The sequence below is a fragment of the Yersinia enterocolitica genome (genome assembly GCA_002082245.2).
GTDB lineage: Bacteria > Pseudomonadota > Gammaproteobacteria > Enterobacterales > Enterobacteriaceae > Yersinia > Yersinia enterocolitica_E.
This window is the reverse complement of record NBTC02000002.1, coordinates 1,985,210-2,009,020: the sequence shown is the minus strand read 5'-3', so window position 1 is coordinate 2,009,020 and position 23,811 is coordinate 1,985,210. Positions and strand designations below refer to the sequence as shown.

The window sequence follows — 23,811 nt, the reverse complement described above, 5'->3', positions numbered from 1 at the left end:
CATGCCATTTAATCGCCCCACATTAAGCGAACTGCGCCAGCGCAACCTGTCTTATATTCAATCAGAACTCAAGACGGGCGGTAATTTATTGCGCTTCTCCAATATCGGTGTGATCAGTGATGCTGATGCCGGAATGGCGCATTTACATTATGGTTATCTGGATTATATCGCGCTGCAATCCACGCCTTATAATGCCACTGACGAATATCTTGCCGCGTGGGCCGCGTTGAAAGATGTTTTCCGCAAACCCGCCAACCCTGCAACTTCTCCTACCATCGAATTTAGTGGCACTACAGGTCGTGTGATTACCGCTGGGAGCCTTTTAAATCGGGCCGATGGTTATCAATATCGCCTCGATCATGAGGTAACTCTGGGGGCTAGTGGTACAGCCACCGGTTCAATCACTGCTGTACTCCCCAGTGTATTAGATGACACTACTGGCGGCGGTATTGCGGGGAATGCGGATGCCGGAACGTCTCTTACACTCGACGTTGCAATTGATGGTGTCCTGTCAGTGGCCACCGCAACAGTTAAGATATCTGGCGGCGCTGATATTGAGTCAGAAGATGCTTTTCGTTCCCGTATGTTGCTGGCCTATCAAAACACCCCTCAAGGCGGTAACGATACTGATTATCGCGGCTGGGCGTTGTCAGTACCAGGTATTACTCGATGCTGGGTTAAACGCCGCTTACAGGGGGTTGGTACGGTTGGTATTTATATCATGTGCGATGGCAATGAATCTGGCGGCTTTCCTGTTGGGACTGACGGCGTATCTCAGCTTGAAGAATGGGGGGCGGTGAAAGCGACCGGCGATCAGGGGCGAGTTGCAGATCATATCTATCCCTTACAGCCCATTATCGCCATCATCTATGTTTGTGCGCCGGTTGCCGCGCCCGTGAATTTTGTTATCAGTGGTATTCCTGCGGCATCCAGTGAAACTACCACGGCAATAAATACGGCTATTGATGAGGTGTTTTTTACTGAGGGTGAGCCGGGTGGGAAAATCTTACTGTCGTCACTGCTGCTGGCCATCGGCGATGTGACAGGGACCAGTGGTTTTATTCTCGACTCTCCGACGACTAATATTCAGCTTGAAACCGGTAAATTACCTGTCCGGGGCACGGTGATCTACCTATGAGCCGTTATTCTGTGAATGAATATACCGCAGCGCTTCAGGCACTGATGCCGGGCGGGTTGGTTTGGCCACGGCAACTTAACGGTGTTCAAGCCAGTACGTTACGCGCACTGGCTCGATCCTTCCAACGCAGTGATGAGGATGCCCGTGATCTGCTCGATGCGGCTTTTCCCTCTACAGCAACGGCAATGCTGCCTGAATGGGAAGCGACGCTTGGTTTACCTGATTTATGTGCGATAGGTGAGATTGACAGCATTATCCAACGTCAGCGGGCCGTAGTATCTAAACTGTTTGGCATTGGTGGTCAGTCTGTTGCTTATTTTATTCGTGTTGCTGAGGCATTGGGTTACTCCATTGCTATCACCCAATACCGGCAAGCCTGTGCCAGGATGTCCGTGTGTGGTGATGCTTTAAACGGTGACGAGTGGCCTTTCACCTGGCTGATTACCGCACCAGAAACCACCATAAATTATGCCCAGTGTGGTTTAACGTATTGTGGTGATCCGCTGCGTTCGTGGGGAAATAAGCAGCTTGAATGTCGGTTAACAGTGTTAAACCCTTCTCATACCATCCTTAAATTTGGCTACGTTAATTAAATAATTACCCTTCATTCATTTTTAACGCCTTGACTGGCGAGGATTTTCTATGCAAAAAATTGGCGATATACCGAATACCCGCGCTGACATTAATGGCGAGTTTACGGATGGCAATGTTGCGGGTGGGGTACCACCAACGATATTGCCGGCAGAGTGGTTTAATACCATTCAGCGTGAATTAATTAGCGTACTGAGTGCTGCCGGTATCACACCAGACAGCAATAAATTTGATCAGGTAGCCACTGCTGTATCTAAATTGGCAACTCTTGGTCTGACGGGGATAGGCATTGGCTTGCCGACTCAGCCAGCCATCGTAAACTTTGACTTCCAGAACTTTACATTTACATCGGGTGCAAATTATCTTGCTTCGACTGTGAATTGGCTAAATGCGCCTTCTGGCGTTACTTACCCAAGCGGTTTAACCGTCAGCATTACTGTTAATTATATTGCAAATTCAAGTAATTATATTTGTTTTACATTGAAACCACATACAGTCACGAACTCAAACTACAGAGTTTATGAAGTTATTTCAGTCGGCGCGGCTGGATCTCGGGTATTCACTGTGCGCGAGGCATGGAACTCAGCAAACCCTATCCCAATCTCTGGCGGCGGGACCGGCGCAACTGCTGCCGCTGGTGCTCTTGCAAACCTTGGTGGGATAGGGTTATCACAATTAACAGGGGTTGTTGGCACATCACGCAATGCAAAAATGAGTGTTACAGCCGCATCTGCGACGGCAACATTCACCGCGGATGAATTAATCGTGCAAACTGCTTTAGGTGGATTGCAGTACAAACTTAGTGGGTTTAGCAAGACAATTAACCTTGCGGCAACTGGCGCTGGCGGAATGGACACTGGCACCGCTCCTGTAACGGGATTTGTAGCGCTATATGCGATTTACAACCCAACCACTCAAGCTTCTGCACTGCTGGCTGTTAACGCAACATCTGCTGTTGTTCCAGAAATTTGCGCCGGAATCATGCCCGCGAACTATACCGCATCAGCACTTGTATCTGTGTGGGCGACAACAGCAGCACGGTTGCTGAATATCGGGTTCCAGCGCGGGAGAAAAATAAATATTCCCCGGATTGTTGTTATTACAACAACAACACCACCGTCAACAGCAACATCATTAAGTTTGGCTACGGCAGTACCGAAAAACGCGATTGAGGTCAGTGGTTATGCATCGATTGCAGGTGCAAGCTTGAATAGCTCAATTATTGTTTTATCGGCAAATTCAAACGCGGCTGGTTTGATTCAAGTGTCTGCTGCTTTTAGTGCTACAACAAATCAGAATATTGGAACATTTGCGATGACTTTAGATGTACCCCAGGCAATTTACTGGAATTATTCACAGGCGGGTGGAACCTTGGATAACACCGGCCTGTCGGTGTCTACATACACATTTTAATGGTGGGATCATGTTAATTATTGTTCAATTTGCAGATGATAAAAACGAGATTATTGTTGCTTACCTCTCTTCACCTCAAGACCCTGAGTATTATCCATTTCAAGAGAATGTGGAGGCATCCGATCCTAGGTGGCTTGCATATTATGAAAGCCTTAGTTCGTATGGTCGTGATGGGTTGCCTGAGCCATTATAACGGTAGAGTAAAACAAAAAGCCGGGCTTAATTGCCCGGAGTATCAAAGGGAAGGCTAATTGTTCAATTTACTTTCAAATCGGCGGATATATCGGAATAAACTGAGGAGTGGGCCTGCGAATATAAATGTTGTAAGCGCGCCAATGAGCATAATTGGCCACAAAAATGCACCCAAAACAAGAACTACAGTTTCACCATTGGATATTCTATCCCCCGAAGGAGAATAAATATATGTTAGCGTATTAAAGAAACCTAAACTTATCAATATGTAAATACAAGTTATTAACATGGTGATTCTCTACTGAGGTTGAAATAATGACATGTTTTTATAATCAAATAATATAGTTTTTCTTATTCTTTTTCCATGTACTTCGAATCGTATAAAGATATATTCTTCTATAACCCCGATCACCACTGTTTTTCTCACGTTTGCAAATTGGTTAGACAGATCAATGTATTGATATTGATCGGTTAAAACGATCATTGTGATTTGTCAGGCTTATAAAATACAAAACCGGGCTTAATGGCCCGGTCTGATGGTATGAGTTCTTTCGCGAAATTCTCGCTCAGTCATGTTAGGTTGGTTAACACTTACATGGAGGCGATATGGATCAGGACACGATCGGTTATAGCGATGTATGCGTAGTGATAGGTAGAGCGACGGTTAATTTGATTAAGCATGGTGACGAGCCAAGTAAAGATCAAATTATTTCAATGCTGGTATCGTACTGTGACATTGACAGAGATCCAATGAGAACAGCGGTTTACCATAAGGCTATAAGGGTGATTAGAGGGTAGGGTGGCGAGATTGTCAGATTGCAGACATAAAAAAAGCCCCGCAATATGAGGGGCAACTGGAAAAATTCGGGAGCAATTTTTTATTGCCAATCTAGTATGGTAACAACTTTGTAACTTATCAAGCTATGAGCACAAAAAAGCCGACAGCGACGTCGGCAATAGAACAGATACTTATCTTATAGTTTTGTTTGGTAAACCCGGCATTGGGGCCGGGTTAGGCGTGGGGGTATTAATTTTCTGGGATACTGTTGAACATCGTTAATTGTTCTGGCTTTTTACCGTAGAAGGCAGCAACTTTATCCCTTAACTCTTTCATTGTTTGGCAAGTTTTAGCAATACCAATAACTTGATGAATGTGTGGAATGAGAGCCTTAAGACCAATATCTTGTGATAACCATTGGTGGTAATTAACGCCTTTTGATGGAGATGGCTTATTTTCTTTAAGGTACTTTGCAACATCTGGGTCCATCGCATCATAAATTAGTTCTAGGACCAACTTTCCCCACCACCTTGGGCGTAAATGTAAAGATTGTTTCCAGTTTGTTAGCCGGCCAAACTCCTCCCACAATTCGTCTGGAAATGTTTTTTCCCAAGCGCGTAGTTCCTCAGCAATAAAAGCTCTAAGTTTAACCTGTAAGGCATCTTCTGCACGCTCGTATTGATATCCCGTAGCCTCATCAATAAGCGCATCCAGACCAGTCCTTGTCAGGCCCGCAGTTAATACCGCGCATTTTATTGCTATTTCTTTTTGTCTTTCTGTCAGAGGTGCTCCTTTATAAAGAGCCTGAACATATCCTCTACAGATTAATTCAAAATGTTCTGTTTTTAATCCAGCCCCCTTGAGTTGAGTCCCAGGTATTGAAAATTCAATTAGATCGGCCAGGATTAAGTCTTTGTTTATAAAGTCATTTAGTGATGAAACGCCTATAAATTTAGCCAGGTCTCCCGAGTCTGCATTGGCGATAGCTTTAACGGTCGCTCTTAAAGCTATAACCCTCTCTCCATCATCAAGAACATAACAATCAATCTTTTCACCACCTAGATCAATCTGACCCTTCCATTTAGCAAAAGGGGATATAGGCATTAAAGACCCTGAATTTTCCATTCAATTTCCTTCATCATCAGTCAATATACGACGTCGTATCCCCTTAAATAAATTTGCGCTCCGGTCTTTGCCAGATTCGCTGTATTTGTTTACCCACCCCTCTATGGGCTAGCCAAAGAAGCAGCCATTGGCATCTTCTTCCACAATCTTGAGGGCATCAGCTAAAGTTTTCACTGATTCATACAGATGCCACTTCATATCAGCTCGCATCCAGTATAGGTTCCATGCTTTCTGTGACCGGGCATAGGTTATTTTTGCCACACTATGCTCAACTTTCTCTTCCGGCTCTCTACGCCATACTGAACGCAGCTCAGCTATTTCAATGCTTTGGTCGGTGATGTGGAAAATAATATCAAGCTCATCACGAACATTGGCGGGAGGCCTAATGCTATCTATAAACTGGGATACTTCTTTTTTGACTGCGTGAAATTCCAAATCGTTAAATGCCATTATCCCTCCTTGAGCTATCTATGGGCTAGCAGTGGGTTACCTGGCAAACATCTCAGACACTATGTACCCAGCTACAAAAGCAGCAAGTATGAGGACGATAACAACTACGGTGCTGTTTATTTTCATACATCCTCCAGTGAGTTAGTTATTCATGCCTTTGTATCAGTAAACTTAAATATTTCTTAAACATAATAGAACGAATAAGCGGTAAGACAAATACTGGGGATTTATCAGGGGAGGGGATAATGGCCGATGGGTCACCGGCCGTATGAAGAGGGTTATAGCTGAAATCAGTAATCTGTTTACCTTTGTTTTAACTATTCCACACAATCAATGTCTTTCTCCAATTGTGCGTCACTCTATACCCAACAACTTCCCTATCTAAGTGGGCTTTCTCTCACGACGTATTGCTTTTGGCATTTTTTGTATCCATTCATCAACCAATTCACGGTTGTAGAAGCAAGCCGCTGTTTCGTGAGGGATTCCATTCCCTGAAACGTGCTTGTACTCGCTCCCCTCCATCCACGAAGTATCTCTAGCATATTTAATGGTATTTTTCTTTAAGCCAGTTATAGCCATCAATACTGATTCCGAAACCCAACGTGACGGTACTAACTGAATAATGTTATCCATAACTATGTTGCCTCTTAATTTTCTCTGACAAACGATTTTTGTGAACATCTTTTATAGTTTACACATAGAGGATATTAATAAAGTTGGTATTGGGTTTTTTTTAGTCAATCAGATGAGTGATAAACAGTAACATATTGAAGATTAATAGTTATTTTTGGTTATCTTCAGGTTGAAGGAAGTTCAACAAGCTATTGAACCGACTTTATAGAGAGATGAACCTACCGTGGGTCGGTTCAATTTAAAATTAATTTGTCTTATATATCAAATAAATGCGTCTGTGAACCGACTGAACCTACCGAACCGACCACTTTCTGGTTATATATAGAGAAATTTTATTTGTGATTATGAATCCATAATCAACTGTTAAATTGGTGGTCAAATAACAACCATTAAAGTGAAGTGCGATGATATGAAATCATTCTGATAGCAAATACCGTCTTTCACGATTCTTGGTAGTTTATTTGTGCAGGTTTGGGGAAGGAAAATTATTTGGGGGTATCATTGGGGGTATCTTAAAAATTGAACCTATTAAATGTATTTATTTAACAGTATGTTATGCGTTTAATTTCGCTCCTGTAGGGCCCTACGCTTATCCGCATCGACTGAATTTTATAGATAGTTGGGGGTATAAATAGGGGGAAGCCGAGGTTCAATGGGATGAGATACCCCCACATGAAATGGCTCTGTCGCATTAAGGCGTTGTTAGGTAGCATGCTGTTTTTTGTGATGTTACCTGCCCATGTCTCTGACCCGAAACGCCTTTTGTTGCCTGCATTATCCCGTCGATATTATTGCTCAGTGTGTCCGCTGGTATCTGGCTTATTCACAGAGTTTACGCAACCTGGAAGAGATGATGGCAGAGCGTGGTATTGTCGTTGACCATTCCACGCTGCATCGTTGGGTGCCGCTGTTAGATAAGGTTTTTCGCCGACACAAACGCACAGTAGGTCGGCGGTGGCGAATGGATGAAACTTACATCAAAATCAAAGGCCTGTGGCGATATCTGTACTGCTTGGTCGATACTGTAGGTCAAACCATCGACCTTTTGCTGGCCGCTAAACGGGACTCTGCGGTTGCATTGCGCTTCTTTCGTAAAGCTATTCGTCAAGGGTTTGAATAGCCATGTGTATAATCATAATTTATATACAACTCCTCCTTTATAATAATATAAAGAGGCGTATGTCACTCCACAGTGAACATACGCCATTTCTATATAACGGTTACTTATATTGCTAACGATCATTTACAGTAAAAATTTAATTTCATCACCCAGAATATCACTGATATCTTCATGCATTTTTGTCGTTGTATGCATGTTATCCCAGAAGATAAATGCTCCATTACTATTTTTACATTCCTCTTTAGGTGATGCACCTGCAATATAATCAAGACTGGAATCTCTCAGATTCAGACAAGTATCTTTAGCGTTTACATAATTAAAGCTTGCGGGATTTTTGATTATTTTATCAAAAGCTGCATTTAAATCTGGCATAATCCATTTGACATCAGGATAGGTTAATTTTAAAGAATTAATTAACGAGCTTAGTTTCGTATTAAACTCAATGGATTTGTTTTTTAACTTATCTCTGTCGGACTGACTCCAGTTCTTAACCGCAGGGATAGTTGAGAAATCAGGGAGAGTAAATATCGCAACCTGCTTAGCTCCCAGACTTTTCAATCGAACTAAAGAGGTTTTATAGTTATTAACAATATCATCAGGTGATTTATTTCCCGTGATAAAATCATTGCCGCCAAACATAGCAAGAAAAAGAGTTTGACCAATATCATATCCATTAGATTTTTTCATATAAGACTCAAATGAGTCTAATTGCTGACTAAACCCTGAGAATATCAGATTACTGCCACTCTCTGCATTGCCCGTTGCCCATGTGTAGCCTGGCACCTTGATATGCTTTTTACTCAGGTATTCATGCCAAACAAGTCCGTTTGAAAAATGCCCTAAAAACCATGTATTACTATTTGGCACTGTTCCATAAGAACCGTTATAAACATTAATCGTATCAGATAAACTATCACCGAAAACAACCATTCTATCCAGTTTCGCTTTGCCAACTTCTACTAAGGGAATATTACTTCCTTCATTCCAGAATGAGTAATAATAGGATAGAGTGTAATCAGATGCGTAAGGTATTAAGTCACTATAGTTAATGTCTTTTTTATTTAGTGTATTAATGCAAACATTTTTTATTTCTTGGTGGCTAGATTTTGTATAAAACATATTAGCTAGAATGGCGTTAGAATACCAATGACCATTAACTGTAGCATAATTGTTGGCTGCGTTATCCGCCCGTCCCCATTCCCAAGATGAAGTTGCATCAAAATTTTTATCTTTATTTTTCCTATAGACACACTTTATATAGGTGTAGGTTTCACTATTCCTCGCAGAATGTTGCATACTCCTTTCAGGTGGAATACTTGTTTCTGAAATTGAACTCGTTTCTTTCACTGCATAAGCTGAAATGCAAAAAACATATAAAAACAAAGCCAGAGGTATTTTATTCACTTTTACTTTCCTTTTGTAATTAACTTAAGATAAAGCTGCAAAAATGCAGCTTTATATAGATTAAATTATTTATTTCACTGTTTTTGGTGATAAGAAACACAAATATTTGCAGCTTGACCGGCTAGTTCACTTCGATCGCTGGCAATAAAAATACCAGAAATATATTTCCCCTCGAGCGCAAACTTTCTGTAGTTTGTTGAATAGCGCTGACCAACAGTTAAGATACGTCCGTCGCTTAGGGTAAATTTGGCTTCGTCAATAGCACCATTACCCCAGGTTTCTATTGTCTCAATGACACCCCCATTGAGGTCAATTGAACTAGATTCGCCGGTAACAGTTCCTTGTTGATACTTATTACCATTTTCAAAGGTCACTTCTAATCCACCTACCCGTAAAGCGCCTCCGATACGTTGAATAAAACCTTTAACTGACTTGATTTGGTTTATACGGCCATTTATTAATTTTGGCTTAAATGGCTCCGGCATATTAATTTCGTCTTTTAATGCAAGAATTCGTGCCTGACTGGTTGGCCAGCCAAAGAAGGTCGAATAACTCAGTGTTTTTAAATACAGTCCCTTCGTATTGCTTCCATTTTTCTGGATATTTTGAATGATCTCGGTGTACTCCAAGCCATGCACCCGACAGTAGCCATGTACATACATAACATTGTTAGCCACAGTATTAGGCGCAGAGTCGTTGTATTGGATCTCTAATTCTGTATCGTAAATCCCTTGGATATAGCCTTCGACATGTTTAACCAATAGATCAATATTTCGTTGAAGTTGCCCAACTTCATTACTGTTCAGTCCAATATCGTCTTTACGCTCAATGCCCATAGTCCAGTACATTATTTGCATTAACGCGGTTGCTGAATACATCGGCAAAATATGATAGTTAGTTTTGTGATCAAAAGTAGTAAACTTGCGTTGTACACTGTCCAAATGTACCGATACGCTCATAAATAGACTTTTGGCTTCAGGTGTACCAGGATGATCCTGCAAAGCTGCAACTACGGAGGCAATCTTCCCCTTAAGTTCGGCAATATCACCCAATAGAATACCTTTAATAGCCTTAAGTACATTCTCTTCAATAAGTTGTTGTACCCGACCCAAAATTTCCTGCCAGATATCCCTCTCTTGGTCTTTCCAAAAGAAATCAATAATAGAGGATAAGTAATCACCGACATAAGGAATGAATGATATCCCTTTAAGCACTGCTTGCTTAAGAATTGCTGAGGAGTCCCAGTCAAATTCAAAGGCTGAAGTAGCATATACATTGTAAGGAACAAATGCCGCTGTATTGCTATATTCTGTAATGTTATTCATTTAATATACCTATAGTTAAAGTTTAAAATAAAAAATCATGTCGCACTTTTTAAGACATTACTTTATTAAAGACAATTAATGGCCTCACTTCTGCATAAGCAGAAGTCAAAATTTAATAGTAAATATTTGGCCTTAACTATTGCGAAGGTGAGACCAGTTAATGTTTTATTTTCCTTTTTATAAAAATAAATTACCTTATATTAAGGCGGTGTTTATTTTTCCTCAGCGGTGACATATGCCTTACGGCTTGTATTGTTAATTAGAACAACCTTACTGTAATATAATGAATTAGATGGTGAAACTAATAACTTAGAATCACCGACATTTACGTCAATAGAGGTATACAAGAACCATTGACTCGTAAAGCTGTGCGACCAATAATATTGAGCTGTAATTATATTTGCAGCACCATCATTAGTGATCATTACATTTCGACGACTTTCAGGAATAATCGGTGTGCTGCGATAAAGGACCTCGGTACTTGAGTTAGGAGCAACCTCAGTTGGCACCCTAGCTCTGGCTTGTGCTGCGGTCAAAGTTAAATTCTCGGTATCAGCCTCAGTTAAGTTTTTAACGTCTACTTCATTTGTATCGGTATTGATAGTGATAGTTACCTTGCTCATATTTTACATCCTCTTTTTATGCCAACCATAGTGTTGGTGCCAGAAGAATACTCAACATGTCACTCATTAAAAAATCAATATTAGGTTAAAAGTAATGTTATTAGTATTTGTATGTTTTTATTTTAATTATTTATTATGTATTTTACCTTACTGCTATATTACTTTGACTTATAGATTCGGCATAATGCGGTAATTTAATTTTTATTACAATTAGTCGCAAGTTAACCAGTTACTGACAATGTAGATTTGATTAGTTGATAGAACACCTTGCTATAATTCAATGTGTTTTTTTACTCTGATTGGCACAGATAAAACCCCCATAAATAACCAATGGGATTCAACTCTGAGATTATATTACTGGATTTTTTCTGAAAGAATGCAATGAGAAATATAATGTTGATTGAAAATTGGAACATTGTTGGCTCATGATTATTACGGCCACAACTCTAGCAAGAGTTCATTTTTCATTACCATAATACATATGAATCTCGCCATCATAGAGGGGCAAGATATGACTCTTGACTTTTCGTAGGGGACTTTAGGTGTTTCATGTCAGAAAAAATTAGCTCTGCGGTAGTGGCTTTATCCAGATTACACTTTTCCAACGCTAGATATAGACGGGAAAAATAATCTGGATAATTGCCCCAGCGCTCAACATCGAATGGTGGTGCGTCGCTTCTTTCAAAAATAGAGCGAGGAATAAGCTCGAAAGGATAGCTATTTTGGTTCGATAAGTTCGCGCTGTAATCGAATAACATCAACTGGGACAGGCTGATTAGCTAAAGAGTTTTTCGCCAAAGCGGTACGAGTCTTTTGACGGAATAAATCATTTTTTGTCTCCAATTCAGTTTGATTTTGAGCTTGTCTAGTTATGACAAAAGCTAAATTTTCAGCCTGACTTTTTAGTTGTAAAAGCCGGTTATTTAATAAGCCATTTTGCATTTTAAATTGTTTATTATCTTGCTGAATTTGGTTATAAGCTCGTTGCTGATAGCGTATCCATAATACACAAACAAGTAGTATGGCTAGAAATAGTCCGATACTATACATTTTTGAAATAGGTAATATCATGGGTAGCTCTTTCGTGAGAGTTCAAAATGTGGGCCATCCTTTAACGTCTTCCAATCGCCCCCCCATACTATGAGAATATTTAATTTTTCTGCGGAAATTTTCATTGCGTTTGCAACTACTTTAAATGCACTCCAGTTATCCCATGGAATAGATTGATTTATCCATGGGGCAAGATCTACAGCATGTCCAGTTAAATGACGACTATTTAACGTTTGGCTTTTACCGGTTAGTACCATTTGGCGTTGACGTGAAATATCACGGACGCCTTCAATGACACAAAAATCTATATCTGCAATCTCAAGTGCCAAATACACAATGTTAATAAGATGGGGATGAACGCCCCGTAAATTACTCTTACTGATGTGGCTAAGAATAAAGTTACTCATTTTACCTCCCTGAAGGATTGAAGAAACGACGCCATATATAGCTCAGAGCTGTGCTGCCCATTGCACCAAACAATCCAGAAAATATGAATGTCATGTAATAGCTAGCACCGCTTTCAAAGCTCAATAATCCACCTAATAAACCGGTGAAACTCGATATTATTACTTGGCTAATTACAGCCATCCAACTCCATTTGCAGCGGGTTCCTTGTTTATCTATTAGATATCTCACCACCCCTCCCCAGGCAGATAAGACACCGATGATTACCCACGTAATAACTTGTGTTTCTGCTGGGGGCTTTAGTGACATGATGTATCTCCATTTATTAGCCATATTCAATGGCTGATTTCGAATGTCTGCTCATTATATTTCACCATAAAAATTAGTATAAATAATTATCTTAACCTGTAACTGGAGTAGTTGATTTTACTTCAGCACATGGGCCAAATAATAGTCAGACCCATGTCTATATATAAAAATATATTTTAGCTTTATTCTTGGTCCATAGCGAATGGATGAATATACTTCTTTTATCATAGTCGATTTATGTTAATTTTTCGTACTTGTTGGATTTCAAATAATATCTTGCAGTCTCTATACTATCCAAGTCATTTGCAATTATTTATGTTTATCCTATTTGTTACTTGTGATCATCTTTAATTATAATTTAGCTGTCGTTATTGTCAGTGTCTTAAGATTGCTTACCGGCTAACTAACCAAGATTAAATGGCGTCGTTTTTGTTAACATTCAGTAGAGATTTGAGCAATAAGCAGAGAATTCCATTATTTGTTGTGATAATGGTTATCGTATCTCGATGAACTTTACAATGTCCACCACTATTCATAGAAATAGATATCTGGATAGCATCCCCTATGGCGGATAATTTACTTCTTAGCCGATAGGCTAACTGTGAGACATTGCCTTTAACTATAGTATTCTCTCTTCCGCTCCAGACATGAGTTATAATTTCATCTATAGGTATCTTATTGTTTTTTCTCTTACTTATTAGTAATTCTAGCATTAAAAATTCCTTTTCTGTTAACATAATTTTCTTATTGTTATAATGCAATGATTTTTGTGCCCCATCGATAAACAAGATTTTCATTATCATTCTCCATATGAGTGAATTATCTATTAACTAAAGATGATAATTCATGGAGTGATTAATTAACATGCTAAATTATATTTGAATTTTATTTTTTGAACAAAGTAACAGAACATGTGATTGGTAATTCTTTCTATTTTTTTGTTATTGTAATCTTGGATGTTATATTTTTAATTTTTCGAGTTTGGATTGCATCATTAACGTGATTTTTCTGTCGCGATGATACTCCTTATCAGGTAAGAAATGCCGTTGATTTTAATTGGAATTATCTCACTAAAAATATTACTACCCTGATTATTCATACGAAATATGTAAATCCCCCATTCGTTTAGCTCTGGTTTAAGTTTGCCGTGAAAATTAAACTACTCCATATTTGTAGGTTTGTTGCATTAACAGAGCGAGGTCGGCAAAATAGCACTGCCTATTTTTCAGGCCGCCAACAGATAAAATTGTTCTGCCGGTGACAATTGGTCATCAGTAGGATGATGAAGTTGTCCTTTGCGGATTATCTGTAACAGCTCAATACCAGCGGATACACTGAGCAATAATATCGACGGGATAATGCAGGCGATAGAAGGCGTCTCGGATCAGAGACATGGGCAGGTAACATCACAAAAAAACAGCATGTTACCTAACAACGTCTTAATGCGACAGAGCCTGCTATATCCCATTCGCTCTCATCGGGCTAAATTTGTACTAAATTGATTGGGACTTTGATAGATAAAGTCTGTGATGAAGATAAGTACTCACTATTTACTGACTTACCACTATTAATGCAACACAGTCGTATAACCATCAATTCGTATTTATTTGAATAATTAATAAAAGCATCTATTTTTATTAAAACAATTCAACTTTATATGAATTATAATCCTTTGTTTTAATTCAATATTAAAAATTAAATTTGAATAAATAAAAATAAACTCGATCTCCCTTGCATTTTATATTTACCAGCTATAATTAATTTTGCATGACTACTTAGCGAATTATTCATCATGCATGTTCATTTGTTGGTTAATTCTTCTGAAATATTACGAAGGTGGATGCCCGTGTTTTTAATTTAATATTAAATTAATTTATCGGCTGTGTTCCGTTCAATGATGATTAAGTCCAATTACGTGGAAATTTATCTATGAAAGCAAGTAGTAATAAAGTTGTCGATCAGCTTGATGCCGCGATATCACGGAGTGGTTATAATGCAGTAAGCGAGTTTTTTCAGTATCATGCGCGTGGTGAAGACTTAGTGATTAACGGTAAGCCTTCTTACTCCAATGAAGATGCTGGATTACAAATTACTCGCACTGATCAAACGTGGAATGGTAAATATGTTTTTGATCAGCCGGTAAAGCTGACTTATTCATTTTTAGATAGTGTTACTCGAATTCCGGGGGGCGATAAGGGTTTTGTTAAATTTAACCCCGCACAAATTGCCACTGCTAAATTATCATTACAGTCATGGTCAGATGCTGCCAATATTACATTCACAGAAATCACTCCCAACCAAAAAGCTAATGTTACATTTGGCAATTTTACACTTTCTCACGACGGGTCACTGGCTGATTCACAGGCCTATGCACTTTTGCCCGGCAGTGGAAGTTCATCTGGTTCTACCTGGTACAATTATAACGTCGATAATATACGCCACCCGGATACCATGGAATATGGACGGCAAACACTAACCCATGAAATAGGGCATGCTCTAGGCCTTAGCCATCCCGGTAATTATAATGCAGGGGAGGGAACACCGACTTATAAAGATGTGACTTATGCGGAAGATACCCGTCAGTTCAGTATTATGAGTTATTGGAACGAAAAAAATACCGGAGGCGATAACAAAGGGCATTATGCTGCTGCACCGATGTTGGATGATATTGCGGCTATTCAGCATTTATACGGAGCGAATATGACGACCCGCACCGGTGATACCATATACGGTTTTCATTCCAATACCAATCGTGATTATTACACTGCAGCGGACAGCAGTAAGGCATTAATCTTTTCGGTCTGGGATGCCGATGGTAACGATACCTTTGATTTTTCCGGTTATAGCAATGATCAACGTATTAACTTGCATGAGAAATCCTTCACTGATGTCGGTGGTCTGAAAGGCAACGTTTCCATTGCGGCCGGTGTGACTATCGAAAATGCGATTGGTGGCTCAGGTAACGATATCATCGTGGGTAACGACGCTCGTAATACCTTAATGGGAGGTGATGGTAATGATATCTTGTTCGGCGATGGCGGTGCTGATGTGTTGTGGGGGGGGACAGGTAAAGATATTTTTGTATTTGGCAAAGTTAGTGACTCCACCCCACAAGCTGCTGATTGGATAATGGATTTTGAACGTGGCATTGACAAGATTGATCTTTCAGCTTTCAATTTTTCCAACAGTGGCGGCTTCCATTTTGTTAATAGTTTCAGCGGTAAAGCAGGCGAAGCTATGCTGACTTATGATGCTGGAAGCAATGTTAGTGAGCTAGCATTAAATAATGTGACAGGCGACCATTTATTCTCCGATTTTTTAGTGAAAATAATTGGGCAGCCAGCACAAGAAACAGATTTTATTGTTTGATAACCTATATTTATGAAACAAAAATAACGTCTAATGAATTTTATTAGACGTTATTAGTAAGTTAAACCAGGAATGATGAGGTTATATAGTGATATCGTCTGTGCTTTATGCAAGTAATTAGATATTTTGGTTTTGTTGATTTTAATTGCCATTCCTTGATTTTAATAATTCAAAGCATATAATTAGAATGCATCGTGATGATTTGATAATTATTTTTTACCTATTAATTAGTCGGCAAATTATATTATGTCATAGTATAGCTTTATGTGATGCCACTACAAAGGATATGACATGGATTCACTTTCTTACATGGGAAAATATTTATCCATTAATTAATGTGGGCTGTCGACGTGGTGGTAAATTTAATTAATTACAAGGAACTTGACGTTGAAATCAATCAATAAAATAGCTAATGATCAGATCGATAACACTATTAACCAAAGTGGCTATAGTGCTGTTATTGATTTATTTCGTGACTCAGTTCGAGGCGATGGTTTTACTACGTCAAGTGGAAAGGTTAGTTTTGATTTAGGTAAGTCGGCTCTGCAGTTAAACCGTAGCGAACTAAATTGGAATGGAAAAACGACCTTAGGGCACGATGTTGATCTAACTTATTCATTCCTCGATTTGCAGTCTCAAAAATCGGATGATGTTCACGGGTTTATTAAATTCAATCCTGAGCAAGTGGCACAAACTAAATTTTCACTGCAATCCTGGTCTGATGTCGCTAATATCCACTTCACCGAGGTGGGGCCAACCGAAAAAGCCAATATTACATTGGGCAACTATTCATTAACGGCTGATGGGCAGTTGGCGGGAGGGCAGGCATATACCAGTTCCAGTTACACTTCTGGTCCTAACGAAAGAATAGCTGATACCAGCACTTGGTATAATTACAATATGGATAATATCCGAGAGCCAGAGAAAATGGAGTATGGTCGCTTGACTCTGGCGCACGAATTGGGACATGCACTTGGTCTGAGTCACCCTGCGAATTATAACGCCGGACAGGATAATACTTTTGCCAAGGATGCGGTTTATGGTGAAGATACTCGTCAGTTCAGTATCATGAGTTATTGGGATGCTTGGCAATCCGGGGCTGACCATCAGGGGCACTACGCGTCAACGCCACTGGTAGATGATATTTTTGCAATTCAGCGTCTTTACGGTGCGAATATGGATACCCGCACGGAAGATAATATCTATGGTTTCAACTCCAACACTCAGCGCGACTCTTTTACCCTGACAGATAGCAGTGATCAGAAAGTATTCTCTGTTTGGGATGCGGGCGGCATTGATACCTTTGATTTCTCAGGCTATAGCGTTGATCAACGTATCAATCTGGAAGAAGCTGCTTTTTCTGATGTCGGGGGATTAAAAGCTAACGTTTCAATCGCCGCCAACGTGACGATTGAGAATGCCATTGGTGGTTCTGGTAATGATGTTCTGGTGGGTAATGGAGCAGATAACGAACTACGTGGTGGCGCAGGTAATGATGTTCTGTTCGGCGGCGGCGGCGCAGATAAACTTTGGGGGGGCAGCGGTAGCGATATTTTCGTTTTCGGCCGGACCACGGATTCTTCACCAAGTGCGCCAGACTGGATCATGGATTTTGAGGGCGGTATAGATAAAATCGATTTATCCGTTTTTAATACTGGCAGCGGTGGTATTCACTTTGTCGATCATTTTAGCGGTTCTGCCAGTGAAGCATTATTAACTTATGATCCGCAGACTAATATCAGCGATTTGGCATTAAATGTTGATGGCGGGCAATTATTACCTGATTTTCTTGTGAAAATTGTGGGGCAGCCAACTCAGGCAACTGATTTTATTGTTTGATGTGATTGCTATCCAACGTCTGGTTGATTTAATCAGACGTTTTTATCACGTATTACAGAAGTAGTAATTAAAAAACTCTCAACCGTGTTAGAGATGAAAATAGCATATAAATCAAGAATAATGAGTTTTATAGTTGCATGTAGAGTGGGTTAATTATTGCTGAATGCCTCTTTATATTATGAATTATGGAACAGTCTGATCTAAAGATAGCGTTTATCTTATAGGGCTGTGCTGATAAGAGTAAACCAGCGTCCGGGTGATAAGCCGAGCACTGTTTATAATGGAGTATTTATGGTGAAGAGGTCATTACATCAACCTTATCGGTCACTGTTTAGTGCCATATTGGCGATATCAACTTTAATGAGTTCAGGAGCGATGATGGCGAGCAGTCTGGTGCTACCGAATGCCAGTGATTTAAGTGGTCAATGGCAATTACAGTTAAATAGCTCTGTTGTGAAATTCTGCGGCATTGAGCTGAAATCCACGGCAATTAAACCCAACTTGACCTGGCATGCCAGCGGAGAATCCTCCTGCCTTAAACAGTTACTGGGTAGTGCTCCGCAGGGCTGGCGTCCAACGCCGGACGGCATCACTTTAACTGATGGGACTGGTAATGCATTGGCATTTTTTGAACGAGCACAAGAAGGTTATGAAATGACTTTGCCGGATAATACCGGAGTGGTCACATTGCGCCGTATACCGAATTAACACCAATCTACTTCATCTAATGACTTTATTTTTTTCCTTGAGAGGTAAAGCCATAAACATAATATTTCGCTTGTCAGAAAACCATTAAAGGAAAGATATGGTTTCTCATTCAATTCCTAATTATGACCGATTACGAGAAGCGCTAGGTGCATGTCGTCAGAGTTTCTACGGTGTGGGTGTATTCAGTGCCATTATTAATATACTGATGTTGGCACCTTCCTTGTATATGTTGCAGGTGTATGACCGGGTTTTGGCTTCGGGTAATGAGATGACATTGCTGATGCTAACATTACTCATGGTTGGTTTATGTTTTTTTATGGGAGCGCTAGAGTGGGTGCGTAGTCTGGTGGTTATCCGTCTTGGTACCCGACTGGATTTGCGTCTCAATCAACAGGTTTTCAATGCGGCTTTTGAGCGTAACTTGCGTGATGGTGATGCCAAAGCAGGACAGGCGTTAACGGATTTAACTCAATTACGCCAGTTTGTCACCGGTAATGCTCTGTTTGCCTTCTTCGATGCTCCTTGGTTTCCGTTATTTCTCGCTGTGGTTTTCCTGTTACATCCGTGGCTGGGTCTGCTGGCGTTGGGTGGTGCTATTTTTCTGATCATCCTCACCTGGTTAAACCAACGTATTACCCACCACCCATTGGCGCAAGCCAATAAGCTGTCAATGCAAGCAACTCATCAGGCCAATACGCATTTACGCAATGCGGAAGTGATTGAAGCGATGGGAATGTTAGGCAATATGCGTAAGCGCTGGTTAGCGCAGCACTATGGTTTTATCCGCCAGCAGAATCTGGCGAGTGAACGCTCTGCTGCTGTGACTGCTTTATCGAAAAGCTCGCGCATTGTTTTACAATCTTTGATGCTAGGTTTGGGGGCATTACTGGCGGTAAACGGTGAGATTACCGCAGGTATGATGATCGCCGGATCGATTTTGGTCGGGCGAGTGCTTAGTCCTATCGACCAGTTAATTGGGGTCTGGAAGCAATGGGTTGCAGCACGTCAAGCCTGGAACCGCTTGCATTTACTGTTACACAATCATCCCCATCGTGAAGACAGCATGACCTTGCCAGCACCGACAGGTGAGCTGAGTGTTGAACACATCACTTTCCGTCCCAATACCAATCAACCTCCGCGTTTGCATAATATTCATTTTTCTCTTAATGCGGGGGAAACGCTGGGGATTCTGGGTGCTTCTGGCTCGGGAAAATCCACTTTGGCACGCTTGTTAGTTGCAGTACAAGCGCCGAGTCAAGGGGCTGTACGGCTGGATTCAGCCGACATGAATCAGTTAGATAAAGAGGTATCGGGTGCATATATCGGCTACCTTCCACAAGATATTCAATTATTCAGCGGCACTCTGGCAGAGAACATTGCCCGATTCGGTACCACTGACAGTGAGCAAGTGGTTGCCGCTGCAAAGTTGGCCGGGGTTCATGAGCTGATCCTCTCGCTGCCTCAAGGTTATGACACGGAGCTTGGTGAGAGTGGTGCGGGTCTGTCGGGCGGTCAACGCCAACGGATAGCGCTGGCAAGAGCAGTATATGGTGATCCTTGTTTTCTGGTGCTGGATGAGCCGAATGCCAGTCTGGATACAGCCGGGGATCGTGCCCTGTTGACGGCACTGGATGTGCTACAAAAACGCGGTTGTACCTTGGTGCTGATCACTCATCGTCCTGCGTTGACTGCTCGTGCCCATAAGTTATTGATCCTGAACCAGGGGCAACAACAGCGATTTGGTCCGGCAGGCGAAGTGATGGCCGAGCTACAGCAGCTAAATGCGTCCAATCAGCCTGAACTAAAGCGCGCGGCGCAAACAACAGGCATTCCGGGTTGAGTGGCAATAAGAAGAGAAGCAAGTCATATGTCCGAACACAATAAAAAAACGGAACAGGCATTTTTGCAGGAAATACAACGCAGTGAGAATCGGGCATTGTATTGGGGATGGGGGTTGGTATTGGCCGGTTTTGGCGGTTTTATCCTTTGGGCTCTACTGGCCCCGTTGGATAAAGGGGTTCCGATTACGGGCACTGTGGTGGTTTCTGGCAACCGAAAAGCCATTCAGCACCCCGAAGGCGGTATTGTTGACCACATTATGGTTCATGATGGCGACAGGGTCGTTGCCGGTGAAGTGCTACTGACTTTAAATGATGTCAGGGCACGCTCCGCCAGTGATGGACTAACATCGCAGTACTATCAGTTGCTGGCGAACGAAGCTCGTTTATTGGCCGAGCAAAAGGGGGATAAACAGTTGGTGGAGACGCCTCGTTTACAACAGGTGCAGCGGCAGACTGGTATGGATGAAATGCTGGCCTTACAACAACTACTACTTGATAGCCGCCAGCAGGCATTACAGTTGGAAAGTGATGGATTACGCGCCAATATTGCCGGTTTACAGGCCGCAATGGGGGCGCAGAAGCAAGTTCTTGGTAGTAAGAATAGCCAAAAGCAAGCATTGTCCCAACAGTTGGATGGATTGACATCGTTAGCGGATGAGAACTATGTCCCGCGCAATAAAATGCTAGAAAGTAAGCAGCTTTATGCGCAACTTAACGGCGAAATAGCGCAGATTGTCGGCGAAATCAAGCGGGGCGAGCGGGAAATACAGGAACAAAATTTCCGTATCCAACTGCGTCAACAAGAATATCGGAAAGAGGTCAACACCCAGATGGCGGAAGTGCAGTCCACGATAACTGAAGTGTTCAGCCAGTTGGAAAAAGCGAATTTCGATCTGGCAAATATACAAATGCGGTCGCCGGTAGCCGGTACCGTGGTGGAGATGAAAGTCTTTACCGAAGGTGGTGTTATCGCTGCAGGCCAGTCCTTGATGGAAATTTTGCCTGATGACCAACCGCTCTTTGTGGATGCGCGAGTACCGGTAGAAATGGTGGATAAAATCCACTCTGGCTTAGCGGTGGAATTGCAGTTCACAGCGTTTAATCAGAGCACTACGCCGAAAGTAGAAGGGACGGTAAAATTGTTGTCTGCTGACCGGATATTAGATGAACGAACGCAAGAGCCTTATTACAGTTTACGGGTAGAAGTCAGTGAGGCGGCGCGGCAGACGTTGGATCACTTAGAAATCAAGCCTGGTATGCCGGTTCAAGGATTTGTCCGTACCGGTGAACGCTCAATGATTAATTATCTATTTAAGCCATTGATGGATCGCCTGCACATAGCATTAACGGAAGAGTAGGGAGCATTGGATGCCATTAACTTTACGAATCATTTTTTTCATCCTGTTAGTGTTACCTGAGCAGGGAAACGCACTGGGATTACTCGATGCATGGGAATTGGCAGTACATAATGATCCACAATTTCGGGCTGCGGGTTATGAGCGGGATGCAGGGCAAGAGGAGGTCGCTTTGGGTTTATCTGGCTTATTACCCTCCTTGCAATACAGCTATGGGGCGAACACCAATTACTCCACAGTGAGTCAGGCTGATAACCATAGTAACAGTAAGGTGAAACGGGATTACGATAGCTATGTATCCATGCTGTCTTTGCGGCAACCATTAATTGATTACGGCGCCTATGCCCGCTATCGCCAAGGCATTGCGCGTAAGTTATTCGCAGATCAACGCTATCGTGATAAAAGTCAGGAATTGATCGTCCGGCTGTATCGGGCTTATAGCAGCGCCTTATTAGCTCAGGAAAAAACATCCCTATTAAATGCCCAATTACGTGCTTATGAGGAACAGATCCAACTGAATCGTCGGTTATTGGTTGCCGGGGAGGGCACACAAACAGATATTGATGAAACGGCTGCACGCCTGACGTTGACTCAGGTACAACTTATTGAGCAACAAGATGCGTTGGATAGCCAGTTAACCGAACTGGAAAATATGATGGGTCGATCGGTTAATTTGGCAGAGTTACGGCCATTAACGTTGGACACTCTGCCACAGAATATCAGCGATGACCGCACACTGGCGCAGTGGCGCTGTCTGGCTATTCGCTATAATGCCCGTCTTGCCGGCCAGCGGGAGAATCTGGATGCCAAACATTATGAAATAGAAAACAGTCGTAGCGGTCATCTGCCGACCTTGCAACTGGTGGCCTCCTCCCGTAATTCTCGCTCTGAAGCGGAATATAATTATAACCAGAAATATGATACGCAAAACATTGGTCTACAGTTGAATGTGCCTATTTATGCAGGTGGGAGTGTTTCCAGTGCGACTCGGCAGGCAACGGCACATTATCAACAGTCGCAGGCGGAACTCGATCAAGAAACCAGACAGGTATTGGCGGAACTCAAACGCCAGTTCAATCTCACGAGTAGTGGTGCCGCCAAAATACGTGCGTGGCAAATGACGGTAGATTCAGCGCAAAAGGTACTGCTGGCTACCCGGCGCAGCGTATTGGGCGGTGAACGAATCAATCTGGATGTCTTATTGGCTGAGCAGCAACTGTATAACTCGCGGCGGGATTTGGCAGAAGCGAAATACAGTTGGCTCCAATCATGGCTAGAGCTACGCTACAACGCAGGGACTTTGCAAGAAAATGATATTCTGCAATTAGCTGCGTGGTTTGAGCCAGAGAAACGCTAAAACTGGTTGTCACTCCCAACCTCAGAGCAGACACTTCAAGCCTGAATGTTCCGAGATAACGTTTTTGCATCAATAAGCGCCTCTTCTATAGCGGCTTAGACATCAAGTTTACGGCCAGTCAGCCATTCCACCATTGCCGGGTCGCGATGCGAGAAGAACGCGCTGGTTGCGGTATCAAGAGCTGCTATCTGTAGCATGTCTTCAGAACTGAGTTCAAAATCGAGAATGTTGATATTCTCTTCCATACGCTCTTTTCGTACTGATTTTGCCAGCGAAACGATGCCGCGTTGGACGATCCAGCGCAGGATAACCTGACCCAGGTTTTTGCCGTACTTCTCACCAATCGCAGTTAATACGAGATGCTGGAATAGCCCGTTTTTCCCTTCAGCAAAAGGTGCCCAGGCTTCAGGTTGAATCCCATGGTTTTGCATCCACGGTAGTGTTACGTGCTCCGAAGGCAGCTGCCAATAGCCGTTCCCCGCGTATTTCAGCCAGTAGCGGCATGCGACTCATCAGGACGGATAAGAAAGAGTATGTCAGCGGCCTGCTGGACTCTGACCTGTGGGAAATCACCCGCGATGAGTGGAATGCCCTTCAGATCAGCTGATAGTAGTCATGGATTGTCCGCTCACAGCGGACCTGATGACCTTGCTATCTGTTCACATATCATTCAGAGCCCACACCAATTGTCTTAACGTTCGTAAAGGCGGAGACCAAATGCTGATGGATAAAGGGAACTAAACTATTTGGCATCAGTGGTTATCTCGCTGGATGCACGATTTATGC

At 41.9% G+C, this 23,811-nt stretch carries 21 protein-coding genes and 5 pseudogenes; 13 read left to right on the top strand and 13 right to left on the bottom strand.

The annotated features are described in order from the left end of the window. Position 1: 1 nt before the first annotated feature. The 5 genes from A6J66_010635 to A6J66_010615 all read left to right on the top strand — a co-directional run bounded on the left by A6J66_010635 (position 2) and on the right by A6J66_010615 (position 4,132). Positions 2-1,138 carry a phage baseplate protein gene (locus A6J66_010635; GenBank protein ID PNM24594.1) on the top strand — a complete coding sequence of 379 codons (1,137 nt, stop codon included), beginning with the start codon at positions 2-4 and terminating at the stop codon, positions 1,136-1,138. Beyond that, on the top strand, positions 1,135-1,731 hold the full coding sequence (locus A6J66_010630) for a DUF2313 domain-containing protein (GenBank protein PNM24593.1): 597 nt from the start codon (positions 1,135-1,137) through the stop codon (positions 1,729-1,731). Before A6J66_010635 ends, A6J66_010630 begins: the two co-directional genes overlap by 4 nt. A 709-nt stretch (positions 1,732-2,440) precedes the next feature. After that, positions 2,441-3,142, top strand: coding sequence for a phage tail protein (locus tag A6J66_010625; GenBank protein PNM26976.1), 702 nt, complete (start codon positions 2,441-2,443; stop codon positions 3,140-3,142). Positions 3,143-3,152: 10 nt separating this feature from the next. Then, positions 3,153-3,335 carry a hypothetical protein gene (locus A6J66_010620; protein PNM24592.1) on the top strand — a complete coding sequence of 61 codons (183 nt, stop codon included), beginning with the start codon at positions 3,153-3,155 and terminating at the stop codon, positions 3,333-3,335. Between the two features lie 605 nt (positions 3,336-3,940). Beyond that, positions 3,941-4,132 carry a DUF2767 domain-containing protein gene (locus A6J66_010615; protein ID PNM24591.1) on the top strand — a complete coding sequence of 64 codons (192 nt, stop codon included), beginning with the start codon at positions 3,941-3,943 and terminating at the stop codon, positions 4,130-4,132. 229 nt (positions 4,133-4,361) lie between these two features. Here the strand turns inward: A6J66_010615 and A6J66_010610 are convergent, their stop codons facing one another. From A6J66_010610 to A6J66_010600, 3 genes are all read right to left on the bottom strand, one after another. After that, a complete protein-coding gene (locus A6J66_010610) occupies positions 4,362-5,237 on the bottom strand; it encodes a hypothetical protein (protein PNM24590.1) in 876 nt (291 codons plus the stop codon). A 108-nt stretch (positions 5,238-5,345) separates the two neighbouring features. Continuing rightward, positions 5,346-5,687, bottom strand: coding sequence for a DUF3024 domain-containing protein (locus A6J66_010605; protein PNM24589.1), 342 nt, complete (start codon positions 5,685-5,687; stop codon positions 5,346-5,348). A 381-nt stretch (positions 5,688-6,068) separates the two neighbouring features. After that, positions 6,069-6,320, bottom strand: coding sequence for a DNA-binding protein (locus tag A6J66_010600; protein ID PNM24588.1), 252 nt, complete (start codon positions 6,318-6,320; stop codon positions 6,069-6,071). A gap of 739 nt (positions 6,321-7,059) precedes the next feature. On the opposite strand from A6J66_010600, the pseudogene A6J66_010595 reads away from it, so the two are divergent. Beyond that, positions 7,060-7,428, top strand: a pseudogene (locus A6J66_010595) (IS6 family transposase). Between the two features lie 135 nt (positions 7,429-7,563). Here A6J66_010595 and A6J66_010590 read toward each other — a convergent pair. The 9 genes and pseudogenes from A6J66_010590 to A6J66_010550 all read right to left on the bottom strand — a co-directional run bounded on the left by A6J66_010590 (position 7,564) and on the right by A6J66_010550 (position 13,950). Then, positions 7,564-8,844, bottom strand: coding sequence for a thermolabile hemolysin (locus A6J66_010590; protein PNM24587.1), 1,281 nt, complete (start codon positions 8,842-8,844; stop codon positions 7,564-7,566). A 74-nt stretch (positions 8,845-8,918) separates the two neighbouring features. Next, positions 8,919-10,169 (bottom strand): hypothetical protein, encoded by a 1,251-nt coding sequence (locus A6J66_010585; protein PNM24586.1) that lies wholly within the window; start codon positions 10,167-10,169, stop codon positions 8,919-8,921. A gap of 212 nt (positions 10,170-10,381) precedes the next feature. Next, a complete protein-coding gene (locus A6J66_010580) occupies positions 10,382-10,792 on the bottom strand; it encodes a hypothetical protein (GenBank protein ID PNM24585.1) in 411 nt (136 codons plus the stop codon). A 717-nt stretch (positions 10,793-11,509) separates the two neighbouring features. Continuing rightward, positions 11,510-11,863 carry a DUF2570 domain-containing protein gene (locus A6J66_010575; protein PNM24584.1) on the bottom strand — a complete coding sequence of 118 codons (354 nt, stop codon included), beginning with the start codon at positions 11,861-11,863 and terminating at the stop codon, positions 11,510-11,512. After that, positions 11,860-12,249 carry a peptidase M15 gene (locus A6J66_010570; GenBank protein PNM24583.1) on the bottom strand — a complete coding sequence of 130 codons (390 nt, stop codon included), beginning with the start codon at positions 12,247-12,249 and terminating at the stop codon, positions 11,860-11,862. Before A6J66_010570 ends, A6J66_010575 begins: the two co-directional genes overlap by 4 nt. A 1-nt stretch (position 12,250) precedes the next feature. Continuing rightward, the gene (locus A6J66_010565) at positions 12,251-12,556 is read right to left on the bottom strand and encodes a holin (protein PNM24582.1); all 306 of its coding nucleotides are present in this window, start codon (positions 12,554-12,556) and stop codon (positions 12,251-12,253) included. Between the two features lie 413 nt (positions 12,557-12,969). Further along, positions 12,970-13,359, bottom strand: coding sequence for a hypothetical protein (locus A6J66_010560; GenBank protein PNM24581.1), 390 nt, complete (start codon positions 13,357-13,359; stop codon positions 12,970-12,972). Between the two features lie 422 nt (positions 13,360-13,781). Further along, a pseudogene (locus A6J66_010555) lies at positions 13,782-13,889 on the bottom strand (IS6 family transposase). Next, positions 13,876-13,950: pseudogene (locus tag A6J66_010550) on the bottom strand (IS6 family transposase). Before A6J66_010550 ends, A6J66_010555 begins: the two co-directional pseudogenes overlap by 14 nt. A 535-nt stretch (positions 13,951-14,485) precedes the next feature. Here A6J66_010550 and A6J66_010545 point away from each other — a divergent pair. The 6 genes from A6J66_010545 (at position 14,486) to A6J66_010520 (ending at position 23,025) form a co-directional block, all read left to right on the top strand. Continuing rightward, positions 14,486-15,925: a serine 3-dehydrogenase gene (locus A6J66_010545; protein PNM24580.1), complete on the top strand. Its 1,440-nt coding sequence runs from the start codon at positions 14,486-14,488 to the stop codon at positions 15,923-15,925. Between the two features lie 381 nt (positions 15,926-16,306). Continuing rightward, the gene (locus tag A6J66_010540) at positions 16,307-17,764 is read left to right on the top strand and encodes a serine 3-dehydrogenase (protein ID PNM24579.1); all 1,458 of its coding nucleotides are present in this window, start codon (positions 16,307-16,309) and stop codon (positions 17,762-17,764) included. Positions 17,765-17,992: 228 nt separating this feature from the next. After that, positions 17,993-18,472 carry an alkaline proteinase inhibitor gene (locus tag A6J66_010535; GenBank protein PNM24578.1) on the top strand — a complete coding sequence of 160 codons (480 nt, stop codon included), beginning with the start codon at positions 17,993-17,995 and terminating at the stop codon, positions 18,470-18,472. A 97-nt stretch (positions 18,473-18,569) separates the two neighbouring features. Beyond that, a complete protein-coding gene (locus A6J66_010530; GenBank protein PNM24577.1) occupies positions 18,570-20,312 on the top strand; it encodes a type I secretion system permease/ATPase in 1,743 nt (580 codons plus the stop codon). Between the two features lie 27 nt (positions 20,313-20,339). Continuing rightward, entirely contained in the window at positions 20,340-21,671 is a 1,332-nt protein-coding gene (locus A6J66_010525; protein PNM24576.1) for an HlyD family type I secretion periplasmic adaptor subunit, read from the top strand. A gap of 10 nt (positions 21,672-21,681) precedes the next feature. After that, complete coding sequence (locus A6J66_010520; GenBank protein ID PNM24575.1) at positions 21,682-23,025, top strand: peptidase; 1,344 nt, start codon at positions 21,682-21,684, stop codon at positions 23,023-23,025. Positions 23,026-23,120: 95 nt separating this feature from the next. Here A6J66_010520 and A6J66_010515 read toward each other — a convergent pair. Beyond that, positions 23,121-23,465 (bottom strand): annotated as a pseudogene (locus A6J66_010515) (2,5-diketo-D-gluconic acid reductase). Between A6J66_010515 and A6J66_010510 the strand changes: the two are divergent. Continuing rightward, positions 23,465-23,632, top strand: a pseudogene (locus A6J66_010510) (GNAT family N-acetyltransferase). The pseudogenes A6J66_010515 and A6J66_010510 overlap by 1 nt on opposite strands. The last annotated feature ends 179 nt before the right edge of the window (positions 23,633-23,811 follow it).

What these genes read in the sequence shown, in the direction of transcription:
- A6J66_010625 (PNM26976.1), top strand. Translation starts at nt 2,441, where the DNA reads ATGAGTGTTACAGCCGCATCTGCGACGGCAACATTCACCGCGGATGAA.
- A6J66_010600 (PNM24588.1), bottom strand. Translation starts at nt 6,320, where the DNA reads ATGGATAACATTATTCAGTTAGTACCGTCACGTTGGGTTTCGGAATCA.
- A6J66_010525 (PNM24576.1), top strand. Translation starts at nt 20,340, where the DNA reads ATGTCCGAACACAATAAAAAAACGGAACAGGCATTTTTGCAGGAAATA.
- A6J66_010605 (PNM24589.1), bottom strand. Translation starts at nt 5,687, where the DNA reads ATGGCATTTAACGATTTGGAATTTCACGCAGTCAAAAAAGAAGTATCC.
- A6J66_010570 (PNM24583.1), bottom strand. Translation starts at nt 12,249, where the DNA reads ATGAGTAACTTTATTCTTAGCCACATCAGTAAGAGTAATTTACGGGGC.
- A6J66_010560 (PNM24581.1), bottom strand. Translation starts at nt 13,359, where the DNA reads ATGATAATGAAAATCTTGTTTATCGATGGGGCACAAAAATCATTGCAT.
- A6J66_010565 (PNM24582.1), bottom strand. Translation starts at nt 12,556, where the DNA reads ATGTCACTAAAGCCCCCAGCAGAAACACAAGTTATTACGTGGGTAATC.
- A6J66_010575 (PNM24584.1), bottom strand. Translation starts at nt 11,863, where the DNA reads ATGATATTACCTATTTCAAAAATGTATAGTATCGGACTATTTCTAGCC.
- A6J66_010520 (PNM24575.1), top strand. Translation starts at nt 21,682, where the DNA reads ATGCCATTAACTTTACGAATCATTTTTTTCATCCTGTTAGTGTTACCT.
- A6J66_010635 (PNM24594.1), top strand. Translation starts at nt 2, where the DNA reads ATGCCATTTAATCGCCCCACATTAAGCGAACTGCGCCAGCGCAACCTG.
- A6J66_010580 (PNM24585.1), bottom strand. Translation starts at nt 10,792, where the DNA reads ATGAGCAAGGTAACTATCACTATCAATACCGATACAAATGAAGTAGAC.
- A6J66_010585 (PNM24586.1), bottom strand. Translation starts at nt 10,169, where the DNA reads ATGAATAACATTACAGAATATAGCAATACAGCGGCATTTGTTCCTTAC.
- A6J66_010615 (PNM24591.1), top strand. Translation starts at nt 3,941, where the DNA reads ATGGATCAGGACACGATCGGTTATAGCGATGTATGCGTAGTGATAGGT.
- A6J66_010610 (PNM24590.1), bottom strand. Translation starts at nt 5,237, where the DNA reads ATGGAAAATTCAGGGTCTTTAATGCCTATATCCCCTTTTGCTAAATGG.
- A6J66_010620 (PNM24592.1), top strand. Translation starts at nt 3,153, where the DNA reads ATGTTAATTATTGTTCAATTTGCAGATGATAAAAACGAGATTATTGTT.
- A6J66_010530 (PNM24577.1), top strand. Translation starts at nt 18,570, where the DNA reads ATGGTTTCTCATTCAATTCCTAATTATGACCGATTACGAGAAGCGCTA.
- A6J66_010545 (PNM24580.1), top strand. Translation starts at nt 14,486, where the DNA reads ATGAAAGCAAGTAGTAATAAAGTTGTCGATCAGCTTGATGCCGCGATA.
- A6J66_010630 (PNM24593.1), top strand. Translation starts at nt 1,135, where the DNA reads ATGAGCCGTTATTCTGTGAATGAATATACCGCAGCGCTTCAGGCACTG.